The organism is Jiella marina, assembly GCF_024359545.1.
Taxonomy (GTDB): Bacteria; Pseudomonadota; Alphaproteobacteria; order Rhizobiales; family Rhizobiaceae; genus Jiella.
In genome coordinates, this window is the sequence record NZ_JAKQZG010000017.1 from 41515 (window position 1) to 54903 (window position 13389).

At 66.0% G+C, this 13389-nt stretch carries 10 protein-coding genes; 4 read left to right on the forward strand and 6 right to left on the reverse strand.

All coding sequences use genetic code 11. The features are described from left to right. Positions 1-8: 8 nt before the first annotated feature. The 6 genes from yihA to rpmH form a co-directional block, all read right to left on the reverse strand. On the reverse strand, positions 9-671 hold the full coding sequence (yihA, locus tag MF134_RS21990) for a ribosome biogenesis GTP-binding protein YihA/YsxC (protein WP_255341564.1): 663 nt from the start codon (positions 669-671) through the stop codon (positions 9-11). Next, positions 668-1306 carry a CatB-related O-acetyltransferase gene (locus MF134_RS21995; RefSeq protein ID WP_255341565.1) on the reverse strand — a complete coding sequence of 213 codons (639 nt, stop codon included), beginning with the start codon at positions 1304-1306 and terminating at the stop codon, positions 668-670. The genes yihA and MF134_RS21995 overlap by 4 nt, the downstream gene beginning before the upstream one ends. A 109-nt stretch (positions 1307-1415) precedes the next feature. Beyond that, positions 1416-1961, reverse strand: a complete 546-nt coding sequence (locus MF134_RS22000) for a hypothetical protein (RefSeq protein WP_255341566.1) — start codon at positions 1959-1961, stop codon at positions 1416-1418. A 271-nt stretch (positions 1962-2232) separates the two neighbouring features. Beyond that, positions 2233-4035, reverse strand: coding sequence for a membrane protein insertase YidC (yidC, locus tag MF134_RS22005; protein WP_255341567.1), 1803 nt, complete (start codon positions 4033-4035; stop codon positions 2233-2235). Then, positions 4035-4424, reverse strand: a complete 390-nt coding sequence (rnpA, locus tag MF134_RS22010; RefSeq protein ID WP_255341568.1) for a ribonuclease P protein component — start codon at positions 4422-4424, stop codon at positions 4035-4037. Before rnpA ends, yidC begins: the two co-directional genes overlap by 1 nt. Positions 4425-4455: 31 nt before the next feature. After that, on the reverse strand, positions 4456-4590 hold the full coding sequence (gene rpmH / locus MF134_RS22015) for a 50S ribosomal protein L34 (RefSeq protein ID WP_207350729.1): 135 nt from the start codon (positions 4588-4590) through the stop codon (positions 4456-4458). A 292-nt stretch (positions 4591-4882) separates the two neighbouring features. Here rpmH and MF134_RS22020 point away from each other — a divergent pair, with 292 nt between their 5' ends. From MF134_RS22020 to MF134_RS22035, 4 genes are all read left to right on the forward strand, one after another. Further along, entirely contained in the window at positions 4883-9607 is a 4725-nt protein-coding gene (locus MF134_RS22020) for a LysM peptidoglycan-binding domain-containing protein (protein WP_255341569.1), read from the forward strand. Positions 9608-9863: 256 nt separating this feature from the next. Then, the gene (locus tag MF134_RS22025; RefSeq protein ID WP_255341583.1) at positions 9864-11678 is read left to right on the forward strand and encodes an ABCB family ABC transporter ATP-binding protein/permease; all 1815 of its coding nucleotides are present in this window, start codon (positions 9864-9866) and stop codon (positions 11676-11678) included. Positions 11679-11854: 176 nt separating this feature from the next. Next, positions 11855-12553: a phosphatidylserine decarboxylase gene (locus MF134_RS22030; RefSeq protein ID WP_255341570.1), complete on the forward strand. Its 699-nt coding sequence runs from the start codon at positions 11855-11857 to the stop codon at positions 12551-12553. Beyond that, positions 12553-13386, forward strand: a complete 834-nt coding sequence (locus MF134_RS22035; protein WP_255341571.1) for a CDP-alcohol phosphatidyltransferase family protein — start codon at positions 12553-12555, stop codon at positions 13384-13386. The genes MF134_RS22030 and MF134_RS22035 overlap by 1 nt, the downstream gene beginning before the upstream one ends. Positions 13387-13389: the final 3 nt, after the last annotated feature.

The following is a 13389-nucleotide window of genomic DNA, read 5'->3' on the forward strand; positions in this document are numbered from 1 at the left end:
ACGTGTGGTCAGTCAGCGAGCTGCAGGATCGCCACGCGCAGATCGTCGAGCCCCACGTCCTTTTCCGATGAGGTCGCGATCAGCGTCGGGAATGCGGCGGGTCGCCGCTTGATCGCCGCGAGCGTGTCATCGACGAGCTTGGGGATCGCCGGCTTCTTGATCTTGTCCACCTTGGTCAGAACGATCTGATAGGAGACCGCGGCGCGATCGAGAAGGTCTAGGACCTCCAGATCGTTCGCCTTGAGGCCATGCCGCGCATCGATCAGGAGGAAGACCCGCTTCAGGCTCGGCCGTCCGCGAAGATAGTCGAAGACGAGCTTGGTCCAGGCATCTACCCGGTCCTTCGGCGCCTTGGCATAGCCATAGCCCGGCATGTCCACCAGCGCGATCGGGGGCAGGCCAGCGGCGGGGTCGCCGTAGCCGTCGGGCACGAAATAGTTCAGTTCCTGCGTCCGGCCCGGCGTGTTCGAGGTGCGGGCGAGCCCCTTCTGGCCGAGCAGGGCATTGATCAGCGACGATTTGCCGACATTGGAACGCCCGGCGAAGGCGATTTCGGGCGGTCCTTCTGGCGGAAGAAACTTCAGCGCCGGCACGCCGCGTACGAAGACCCAAGGGGTGCGAAAGAAGCGCCGGTCGACCAGGTCAAGCGGGGAGGGGGCGTCGCTGTTCATCGGGCTTCCTCCAACGCCGTGACATCGGCTCCGCGGATGCGGTCGAGATTGCGCGTGATCTTGTCTACCGGCCAGTGCCACCAGGCGATTTCCAGGAGCCTTGCCACCGTCGCTTCGTCGAAACGCATGCGGACGACGCGGGCGGGATTGCCGCCGACGATGGCATAGGGTGGCACGTCCGTGACCACTGTCGAGCGGGCGGCCACGATCGCGCCGTCGCCGATCCTGACGCCCGGCATGATCAGGCTTTCCATGCCGAGCCAGACATCGTTGCCGACCACCGTATCACCCCGGCTCTGGCCGAGCCACGTGTTCACGTCGAACCCTTCCTCCCAGCCGCCCTGAAAGATGTTGAACGGATAGGTCGAAAAGCCACCCATGGCATGGTTCGCGCCATTCATGATGAAGCGCGTGCCCGAAGCGATCGCGACGAAGCGGCCGATGATCAGCCTGTCGCCGTAGAACTCGAAATGGTGCAGGACATTGCGCTCTTCGAAGCGCTCGGCGCCGTCGGGATCGTCATAATAGCTGTAGTCGCCGACTTCGATGTTCGGTCGGGTAATGACGTCCTTGAGGAACACCGCCCGCGGAAAGCCGGGGAGGGGATAGAGCGTGTCGGGTGATGGTCCCTGCATGTCTTGTCCTTGGCCCTGCCCGCAAGACGATCGGCGCCGATCCCCGCGACATGACGTATTTTCGAAGCAACCGGCTGCACGTACCGGCCATCTTCACCTCGCCGCGACTCTACCGGATCGCGTCGTAAATCTGCAGCCCATAATAGGACTCCAGACCTTCGAGCCGGACCCGCCCGCCCAGAATGCTCGAGCCGATGGAGGTATCGCAAAGCGTGTTCGAGAAGAACCGTTCATTGGCGATTCTGTAGCCGTAGCAATTCCTCTCACTGATCTTCTCCTCGACCTGAAACGAATATGTCGCGGGCGAGGCCAAGCTGAACTGGTGGAGGACGAACGGGACGGGACTGAGAAGGATCTTGTAGAGGCAAAAGCCGGCCAAAGGTCCAACGAGGAGGGCGGCGACCGTCTTGTGCCAGCTCCTGACACGGCCCGCGAAGCGAGGGTGGCGATCGGCATAGGCGAGGGCGCGGTAGAGTTCGAAGCTCAGGAGCGGCGCGACGAACACGCTGGCCGCGACCGCGAAGGGCATCATTCGATCGCCGTAGGCACGGGATGTGAGGAAGTCGTTAAGGCCATTGGGAACCGCCAGGATCAGCAGCACCGCGATGCCCGGCATGACCATGAGTGCAGAGACGATTTGATGATTGTCGATCACGAATCCGACGGCTCGTTCCGTCCGCGATGTACTGGCGATGATGATTCTTCCTTCCCCGCAATGGCCTCGTCCAATCCATCTGGCGGCATTGGAGCAATGCTCCGGTCAGACTCACGCAGTCTGACGCAGGGACGGTTGAGAAGGCGTTCACGCGCCGGAATGGCTGCAAATCGGGGCGACGCCGGATATCCGCAAGGCAGCGCCACGCCGTGACGTGTGGGGTTGGATGGCGCCGGCGTGCTGACGGAGGGCGAACGCCGTCCGCTGTTCGTCAGGAGGTCTTCTCTTTTCGTCGGAACAAGCCCCTCAGATTGTCCCAGAGTTCGATCTTCGCGCCGTTGCGCTTCATGATCACGCTCTGCTGGATGATCGAGAGGAAGTTGTTCCACGTCCAGTAGATCACGAGACCCGCGGGGAAAGACGCCAGCATGAAGGTGAAGATCACCGGCATCCAGGTGAAGATCATCTGCTGGGTCGGATCCGGCGGCGTCGGGTTGAGCCGCATCTGGATGAACATGGTGATGCCCATCAGGATCGGCCACACGCCGACCATCAGGATATACGGCATCTCGATCGGGATGAGACCGAAAAGGTTGAAGATGGACGTCGGATCGGGGGCCGCGAGATCCTGGATCCAGCCGAAGAAGGGCGCGTGCCGCATCTCGATGGTGACGTACAGCACCTTGTAGAGCGCGAAGAAGACGGGGATCTGGATGAGGATCGGCCAGCAACCCGCGGCCGGATTGATCTTCTCCTCCTTGTAGATCCGCATCATCTCCTGTTGCTGCTTCTGCTTGTCGTCCTTGAAGCGCTCGCGCAGCTCCATGATCTTGGGCTGCACGGTCTTCATGCGCGCCATCGACTTGTAGGACTTGTTGGCGAGCGGGAAGAAGAAGAGCTTGAGGATGACGGTGACGATCAGGATCGCCACGCCGAAATTGCCGATGAGCGTATAGATGTAATCGAGCGCATAGAACATCGGCCGGGTGATGAAATAGAACCAGCCCCAGTCGATCAGCTGGCCGAACTGGCGGATCTCCAGCGCCTCCTCGTAACCCTCGATCCGGTCCACGACCTTCGCGCCGGCGAAGTTGCGGGTGAGCGACGTGACGCTCTCGCCCGGCTGAACCGTCAGCGCATCGGTGACGAATTCCGTCTGGTAGTGCGGGCGCTGGCCGGTGCGGTAGAGAAAGCGGGATTCGAAGGCGCGGTTGCCTTCCGGGATCAGCGTCGTCGCCCAGTACTTGTCGGTGATGCCGAGCCAGCCGCCGGTCGATCGCGGTTGGTCGACACGCTGATCGTCCTCGATCGAGGAATAGGAGACTTCGTCGAGGCCCTCCTCGCCGAAGACGCCCAAAAGACCTTCGAAGAGAACATAGGCGGCCGCCACTTCCGGTTTGGAATAGCGCACGATCCGGCCATAGGGCGAAACGCTGACCGCTTCCGAGCCGGTGTTTTCGATCTGGTCTTCGATCGTGAACATGAAATGATCGTCGACGGAAATCGTCCGGCGGATGGTGAGATCGCCCTGGCTTGCGGTCAGCGTGACGGGCGAATCATGTGTCAGTCGCGCTCCGTCCTCGGCCTGCCACTCGGTCGATGCACCCACGACCGGCCCTTGCCCCGGGACGAGAATGCCGTTTTCCGAGAAATAGCCGTTCGGAAGCTGCTCGGGCGAGAGCAGGACGATGGTCGGCGAGGATTCGTCGACGGTCTCATGATAGTTCTTGAGCCGCAGATCATCGAGCCGTGCACCGGTCAGATTGATCGAACCGGACAGTTCGGGCGTATCGATCGGCACGCGATTGCCGTTTGCGATGACCGCCTCGCGATCTTGGGCGGCCGGCAGCTGCGGGCTGGAGATGACGCTTTCGCGGCCCGAAGGCGCGGCGATGTCGCTCTGGTCGGTGCCAGCCGAGGTCTGCGGCGTCTGCAGAGAGCCCTGTTCGGCGGCGATGCGCTCGGCTTCCTGCTGCTGCGCTTCCATGCGAGGGCTGACCACGAGGAATTGCCAGCCGACAAGGACCGCGATGGAAAGCGCCATGGCGATCAGGAAGTTGCGGTTGTTTTCCATCAGTCAGACCTCGATCGGCGCCGGTTCGGGCGCCGCTGCGTTTCGGCCGTCTCGCGTCTGGGCTCGGCCATCCTCGCGAAGCGGCGGCGCAATTCCTGCGACAATTCGGCGAAAGGCGCGCCAAGCACCTCCCTGCGCGCCACGATCACATAATCGATGCCGGGCAGCATGTCAGCCTCACCAGAGACCCGAATCGCTTCACGCAGGCGGCGGCGAATGCGATTGCGCTCGACGGCATTGCCGACCTTGCGGGTCACGGTCAGACCGTAACGCGCCGGCGACGTGTCGCCGCGCCGCAACGCTTCGATAAAGAAAAACGGGCCGTTCAGGCGACGGCCCTTTCGCGCGGCGACAAATTCCGCGCGCTTCTTGAGCGTGTGAAGAGCCATGGCGGGCGATCCGCTGACCGCCCGGCAACCCTTAGGCCGACAGCCGCTTGCGGCCGCGGGCGCGGCGGGCCGCGATCACCTTGCGGCCGCCCTTGGTGGCCATGCGGGCGCGAAAGCCGTGGCGACGTTTGCGGACGAGCCGCGAAGGCTGATAGGTACGCTTCATCGTCAATATACCCGCGTTTCCGGACGCGGGCCCTTCAATCTGTGTAATCCGGGAAACCGGCGCGGCCATCCGAGCGCAAACACCCGTCGCGCGGTACGCCGCCCGCTCGCTGTCGGGCTTATAAGAAGGCAAGGGCAGGAATGTCAATCATCCCGGTCACTCAAACTGGGCCGAGACGTGTCGCGCGTACCGCCTTCCTCGCTTGTGGCGCCGGCCAAGCTTCGTTAACTGTCAAGCGTCGTCGAGAAAATGGCTGAGGCGACGATGATCTTCCGGAACGTCGAGCGAATACATGCAGCGTAGAGCCCTGGGCATCGTCCTTTTCTGTCTCGTTCTCCTGGCGGCGATCGTCGCCGGCTATTGGGACATGCTGAACAGCGAACGCCTGCGCATCGCCGAGCGCAGCGAAAGAAGCGCCAGCGAGAATGCCGGTGCCGTGAGCGACGTCGCAGGAGTCGCGACCGGGGACGCGGAGGGTTCGCCTTCGGACGATGGACAGGCCGCTCGCCAGGCACAAAGCCCGGCTGCGGGCCCGGCGGATGGTGACGGCAGCGGTGCGGTCGACGTCGCGGCAACCGATGGACCGAGCGGCGCCACCGATTCCGCCGGTGACGAGAGCGAACCGGCAGTGGGTGCCGAACCTTCGGCTGACGCGGCCGCAACGTCTGATGCGGGCACGGGCGATGAGGGTCCAAGCGAGCAGGAGCCGGGCGCCACGGATGCGCGCGACGAGGCGACCGGTGAGGGCATCGACGGCGATGCGAACGCCCAGGTCGAGGCTCCTTCTGGCAGTGATTCCCGGTCATCCGCTGAGCCCGAGCCCTCGGATGTGGCGTCGGGCGATGCCGGCGAAGAGGCGCAGGGGCCGGTCAGCACTGCCGACGATCCCGGCTCGGCGGGAACCCAGGAAGCGAGCAGTTCGGTTTCGGGCGACGCCTCGCGGGAGAACGCCCGAACGCCGTCTCAGGGTGAGGACGGCGGGAGCCAGTTGATTGCGGCCGGCACGCCGGATGATGCGGCGGGTTCGGCAAGCGAGCCCTCCGATAAGGGCGACCGGATTGCGAACGCATCATCTGCCGGCGATTCGGCCACGGCACCGGGGGACTCCGAGGCCGCGAGACCGCCGCAGGCGGCCTCAGGTGAGGAGGATGATTCCGAAGTGGGGTCAAGCGCCCTGGATGATTCCTTGGCGGCTGCGGCTCCGGCGCCCGCCGATGATGCGACCGCTCTGCGCGATCCGGAAGCGGAAGACGCTTTGGCGGATGGCGCGACACCTTCAACTCTGGCCGGCGATGATGGTGGTGAGGATGCGCGCGCGGGTGGTGGTGTTGCGGCTGCCTCCAATGACCGCTCCGACGCTGCGAATGGGTCGGACGAGTCCGCTTCGGCCGAAGATCGCCAGACTTCCGATACTGCTACGGGCGCCGCACCATCCTCGCCGCCTCCGTCTGGTGAGGCGCGGGGCGATGACGAGACATCTGCGACGTCGACCGATTCCGCAGGGTCGACTGCGCCGGATGGGTCCGAAGGGGGCACCTTGCAGACCGCCTCCTCAGAAGACGCCTCGGACCAATCGGCTCCGGCATCCGCCGACGCTGAGGACCGGTCCAGTGCGACCGAGACTACCGGCGAGAATGCGATGGCGCTCGTCGAGACCCGTACCGGCGATGCCGCGCCATCTCCCGACGACCGTGTTGCGGCCGACGAAACGGCGGATCGGTCTACCCGCGGGACAGGAAACGGCGAGCAGCAGGACAGCGCCGCATCTTCGCCCGGCTCCGCGGGCGAAGATGAAGTGTCCCAGGCAAATGCCGCGACCAAGGAGGGTACGACGGCTGAAAGCTCGAATGGCGAACAGCCAGGGCCCACAGCGGATTCGAGCCCGGTGTCGGATGATCCGCTGCAGTCCACCGAAGCGGAGACCGCCGGATCGTCTGAACCGGCGAGCGCGGCCGTTCCCGATTCGCCCGGATCTGCGACGACGCCGACTCCAGGCCCTTCAAGTCCATCCGACGCCACGACCGACCGCGATACCGCGGTGCAGGCGGCGAATGACGATGGGGCGCCGGGAGACGCGGATGCCGTTGCCGACGCAGGCGAAGCGGAAGCAGGCTCCGAGCCCGGCGCCACGGATACCGCCATGGTCGAGCCCACAGGGGGCCGAACCTCCGGACCCGGCAGGCAGGAGCCCGCCACGGATGCCGTCGAGGCACAGACTCCCGCCGGGGCGGCCGAGACCGCGCCGGCGCCGGCTACGGATGTCCTTGCAGCTGGTCCGGACGGTGGCGTTGAGAAGGAGGACGTCGGCACCGTCGATGACACTCCCGAGGCCGCGAGCCAACAAACCGCGGACACGATCCCGGCCCCCGGCCGGGCCCCGTCGGATGCGGGCGAAGGAGTCTCGGCCGAAACAACGGCGCCGGTTCCCGCACCGACACTCGACGAAGCCGAGCGCCAGGCCGCGTCTCGGGCATCGAACGGCCCGGAAGACGATGCCACGTCCGGCAGCAGCGATCAGATCTCGAGCGCTGACAATTCCAGCACGGCGACCGAGCCGAACCCGGCGGATGCCGCAGCATCCGATGGCGAGGCGAGCGCGACAGGACCGCTGGCGGCCCTGGACGCGGAGGAGGGCGCCGCGACGCCCTCCGACCAGCCGGACTCCTCGGCCCTAACGGCGCCTCCGGCCTCGCTTCCATCGGACGAGGCGGATGCTGCGGACTCCGCATCTGACGAAGAGGGGGCTGCCGATGCGCCGGATGCTGCGGCCGGTCGCGACCAGGATTCCGGCGGTTCTTCTCCCGAGCCGTCCTCGAGCGCTGACAACGCCGCGGACGCTGCGGCTGGCAATGGCGCGGCAGAGACCCCGTCGATCGCATCTCCGACGGACACGGCCTCTGAGGACCGTTCGGCGCCGTCCGATGCCTTGCCGTCTGATCCGGATAGCGCCGTAGCGCGGACGGACCCGGCGCCCTCGCTTCCCACGCTTGCTCCGCCTGAGGGAGATGATGTCGCTGGTATCGACACCGAAGACGCAACGCGTCCCTCGTCGCCCGGCCGCGAGGCGAGCGATGCGCAGGACAAAGACGAACCACGCTTCGATCTTCTGCGGGTCGAGCCGGACGGGTCTGCGGTGATTGCCGGGCGTTCGCAGCCGGGCAGCACCGTGACGCTGCGCGACGGAGACAAGACGCTTGCCACCGAAAAGGCGACGCGGGGCGGTGATTTCGTCATCGTTCTCGACGAACCGCTGGCGGCTGGCGACCATTCGATCCGGATCCATTCGGAGACGCCGGACGGTGACGAAAAGGTTTCCGGCGAAACGGCCGTTGTCAGCGTGCCGCAGGACGGAAATGCAGACGAACTCCTGGCCATGGTCGAGCGGCCCGGCGAGGCCTCGCGGCTGATCGAAGTGCCGCGGGCGTTGTCGTCGGGATCGGATGCGGCAGAGAACGCCGCCGCCTCGGATGAGGCTGGTTCTGACGGGTCGGCGGCTCCTGCGCCCCCCATGACGGAAACACCTGCATCTTCAAGCACGTCGAGCGACGAGGCTCCATTGGCTTCTACGAACGACGACGAGACGCCGCAATCCGATGGCGCCGCGAGCGATCAGACCATGGCCGCTTTGCCGGGCGACGGCGCCGCGCCGGATGAAGCCGCGGGGCCGGAGGAGGACGCAACGTCGAACCGCGGAACGCGGCTTGGAAGCCCGCTGCGCGTCGAGGCGGTCGAGATCGACGGCGACCGGATGTTCATCGCCGGTTCGGCCGAGCCCGGCACGGCGTTCCGCGTTTATGTGGACAACGAGCCCTTTGCCGGCGGCCGGGCCGACGCCAATGGCCGCTTCGTCATCTCCTCCGCGCAGGATCTCGGTGTCGGCGACCACACGATCCGCGTCGACCGGCTGGCGCCCGACGGCGACGTCGTCGCACGGGTCGAGGTGCCGTTCTATCGTCCGGAAGGGTCGCAATTGGCCGCCGTCGCCGACGACAGCTCGGGTCAGGCCGGTGCCGCGCCGGGTCAGGGGGACGGCTCCCACGTCGATGGCGGAAACGCGCGCAAGAGTCGGCGTGTGTCGCGGCAGGCAGAGGAGCCGGACGTGCCGGCGTCGTCGGTGACTTCAAATGACGCCGTGGCCGAGGACGGACCGGCGATCGCCGAAGCCCCGGCGGGTGATCCGAGCCCCTCGGGCCCGGGCGAAACGATGCCGGCCGCGTCATCGGGCCCCGAGGCGGGAGACGGTGTGGAGGCGGCGCGGCCGCAACCCGGTGGAGAGTCCGGCGAAGGCTCCGCGCCGACGACGGATGCGGCCGCGACCGGCAAGCCGGCGGGGTCGCCGGACGTCGCCAATGCGGATGGCCCGGATTCGGCAGGGACGACGGAAACGGCCGAGACAACGGCTTCGCCCGATTCCGCCGCGGCGGACGCCGGCCCCGCTGACGCGGCCGACCAGCCGTCCGCTGCCGTCGAGGAACCGCGCACGGCCGATCGGGATCAGGATGCACGGGACGGACTGTCGCCTTCCGGGGATTTCGAAGCCCTGCCAGCTCAGGGCATTGAGCCGGACGTGGGCAGGTTCGGCGACGACCCTGTCGCGGGCCGCAATCGAGAGCCGGACAGGGTCGCTGTCGCCGAGCCGTCGCAGGTCCAGGACGAGAGCGTCCCGGCAGCTTCCGCCGCCATGGACGAGGCCTCGGAGCCGGGCCCGGCCGATGCGCCGGCGCTTCAGCTTGGCGAGACCGCGGCCTCGGACAAGTCGAGCCGGGTTCCGACACGCCGCCAGGCGGCCTTGTCGACGGCAAACCGCAGCCGGGTGATCATCCGCAAGGGCGACACGCTGTGGCGGATTTCGCGGGACGCCTATGGCGCCGGCCGGCGCTACACGGTGATCTATCTGGCCAATGGCGACCAGATCCGCGATCCGAACCTGATCTATCCCGGGCAGGTCTTCCAGATGCCCGAGGGGGACGACGAGGAATCCTCCGGCGAAGCCGGGAGCGGCCGTTCGGACGGATAGTCCCGGCGCCAGGACACCTGCTGCCGCCTTCCAGGGGCGGCGGCGAAAGCCCGGCCTGCGCTCTCATGTCGGAGCGCTTACCGGTCGACCTTTGCCTTGCGCGGCATTAGATCGGTTCCAAAGAACGGTCCAGACGGGATAACGGCGCGGCCGCCTGCCGGCCGCGAAGGGGAAACTTTTGGCTGACAATCGCGATGATCGCGTTTCCGGCGACAGCGGCAAGACCCTGTCGACCCTCCTCAATCTCTGGCCCTACATGTGGCCGGCCGAGCGGCCGGACCTCAAGATGCGCGTCATCTACGCCTCCATCTTCCTGGTCCTCGCCAAGCTCCTGACTGTCGGCGTTCCGTATTTCTACAAATGGGCGACCGATGCCCTCGACAATGCGGGCGAGACCCCCGGCTGGCTCCCCCTCGCTCTGACAGGCGCGATCACCCTCGTCGTCTCCTACAATGTCGCTCGCGTCGTCTCGGTCGGGCTCAACCAGCTCCGCGATGCGCTCTTTGCCCGCGTCGGTCAGCACGCGGTGCGCCGGCTCGCCTACCGCACCTTCGTCCACATGCACCGCCTGTCGCTCCGGTTCCATCTGGAGCGGCGCACCGGCGGGCTGTCGCGGATCATCGAGCGCGGGACCAAGGGGATCGAGGCGATCGTCCGCTTCACCATCCTCAACACGCTGCCGACGATCCTGGAGTTCATCCTCGTCGCTGCGATCTTCGCCTTCGCTTACGGTTTTCTCTATGTCGCGGTGATCGCGGTGACCATCTGGCTCTATGGCTGGTTCACCATCAAGGCGAGCGACTGGCGGATCGGCATCCGCCGCGACATGAATGATTCCGACACCGACGCCAATACCAAGGCGATCGACTCACTCCTGAACTTCGAGACCGTCAAATATTTCGGCAACGAGGCGATGGAGGCCGAGCGCTTCGACCGGTCCATGGCGCGCTACGAGGTGTCGGCCACGCGCATCTGGACTTCGCTCGGCTGGCTGAACTTCGGCCAGGGCGTGATCTTCGGCACCGGCATGGCGATCGTCATGGTGATGTCGGCGATGGCGGTTCGCGCCGGCACCCAGACGCTGGGCGATTTCGTCTTCGTCAACGCCATGCTGATGCAGCTGTCGATCCCGCTCAATTTCATCGGTTTCGTCTATCGCGAAATCCGTCAGGGGCTGACGGATATCGAGGAGATGTTCCGGCTTCTCGGCATCCGGGAAGAGGTGGTCGACCGGCCCGATGCCGAGCCGCTGGCGGTGTCAGAGGGCGCGATCCGCTTCGAGAACGTGAAGTTCGGCTATGATCCGGCCCGCCCGATCCTGAAAGGCGTTTCCTTCGAGGTCCCGCCGGGCAAATCCGTCGCGATCGTCGGACCCTCGGGCGCGGGCAAGTCGACGATCTCCCGGCTTCTGTTCCGCTTCTACGATGTCGGCTCGGGGCGCATCACCATCGACGGGCAGGACATCGCCCAGGTGACCCAGGAAAGCGTGCGCGCGGCGATCGGGATCGTGCCGCAGGATACGGTGCTCTTCAACGATACCATCGCCTACAACATTCGTTATGGCCGCGTGGACGCCAGCGATCAGGAGGTCGAGCGCGCGGCGGAACTCGCCCAGATCGCCGGCTTCATCCGCGACCTGCCGGAAGGCTTCGCCTCGATGGTGGGCGAGCGGGGTCTCAAGCTCTCCGGCGGCGAGAAGCAGCGCGTGGCGATCGCCCGCACGATCCTCAAGGCGCCGCCGATCCTCGTCCTCGACGAGGCGACGTCGGCGCTCGACACCCATACCGAGCAGGAAATCCAGTCGGCCCTCGACCTGGTCTCGAAGAACCGCACGACCCTCACCATCGCGCACCGGCTTTCGACCATCATCGATTCCGACGAGATCCTGGTGCTCAAGGCCGGCGAGATCGTCGAACGCGGTTCGCACCGCGAACTCCTTGCGAATGCCGGCCTCTATGCCGAAATGTGGGCGATGCAGCGCGAGGCGACCGAGGCCGAAGAAGCGCTGCGCAAGGCGCGGGAATCCGACGAGTTCGGCGTGATCGAGCGGCGGCGCACGGATCCGGTGTGAGCCGGCGGTCTCGCTGCGCGAGTCACGCGGCGGAACGGGCTCGCACATGGCCGCGTTGCGTTTCTGCGCGGCAAAGGCGGCACTCGTTTGCCACCTCGGACACTTGAAGATAGACAATTCCGCCCCTGCCGCCGGAGACAGAAGGGCCGCCGAAACCAGAAGGACACTTGAACGCCGTGCATATCATCGCATCCATCCGCAATGTCCTCGTCCCGGTTCATCGGGCCGGCTATCCCTTCATCGCGGCCTTCTTCGGTGCTTCGATCGTCCTCGGCTTTCTGTGGCAGCCGCTGTTCTGGCTGGGCCTGATCCTCACCCTCTGGTGCGCCTATTTCTTCCGCGATCCCGAGCGCGTGACCCCGGTCGCCGACCATCTGGTGATCAGCCCGGCCGATGGCCGTGTCTCGCTGGTGGGGCATGTGACACCGCCGGTGGAACTCGGGCTCGGCAACGAGCCGGTCCTGCGCGTCTCGGTTTTCATGACGGTGTTCGATTGCCATGTGAACCGCGCGCCGATGCGCGGGCGCATCGCCCGCATCATCTACCGTGAGGGCCAGTTCAAGAACGCCGAGCTCGACAAGGCGAGCGAGGTGAACGAGCGCAATTCGGTGGTCATCGAGACCCCGAAGGGCGAGATCGGCGTCGTTCAGATCGCCGGCCTGATTGCGCGGCGCATCATCTGCTGGTCGCAGCAGGAGGACCGGATCGAGGCGGGCGAGCGCTTCGGCCTCATCCGTTTCGGCTCTCGGCTCGATATCTATCTGCCGGGCGATGTTCGGGCCCGGGTTGCCGAGGGCCAGAGCGCCTATGCCGGAGAAACCGTGATCGCCGAATATGGCGAGAATCTCAAATCCTGGCCGGCGAGGCGCGACTGATGGCACTCGAAAAGCTCTTTCCGCCTTTCGATCCCGGCTCGCCCGACGAGCCGGAGGGCCAGCGATCCCGCCGGATTCCGTTTCGCCGGATCGTGCCGAACCTGATCACGATCCTTGCGATCTGCGCCGGCATGACCGGCATTCGGCTGGCCTTCGAGGGGCGGTTCGAGCTGGCGATCGCGATGGTTCTGGGCGCGGCGCTTCTCGACGGCATCGACGGGCGTGTCGCTCGGCTTCTGAAGGGCCAGAGCCGGTTCGGCGCCGAGATGGACTCACTGGCCGACATCGTCAATTTCGGCCTGGCGCCGGCGCTCGTGCTCTATGCCTATGTGCTCAAGGAGGCCGGCGCCTTCGGCTGGACCGCGGCGCTTCTCTACGTCTCGGGCTGTGCCCTGCGGCTTGCGCGCTTCAACACCATGCTCGACGATCCGCACCGGCCGAAATGGCACGGGGCCTTCTTCGTCGGCGTTCCCGCACCGGCCGGTGCCGCGCTCGCACTTCTGCCCATGTATGTTAGCCTGATCGGCATCGACGCCGGTCTGCCGCAGGTCACGGCTGGCTTCACGGCGTTCTATCTCGTCTTCGTCGGCCTGTTGATGGCAAGTCGCATCCCCACCTGGTCCGGGAAGGGGGCGGGCATCCGCGTGCCCCGCAGCTACGCGATCCCGATCATGCTGCTCGTCGTCCTCTATGTCGCGACGCTGGTCAGCTTCTTCTGGGCGACCCTGACGGTGACGGCGCTCGCCTACTATCTCTCGATCCCGTTCTCCTGGCGCGAGTTCGAGCGGCGTACCCAGCGGGAAAACCGGCTGACCTTCCCGAAGGCGGATTGAGGC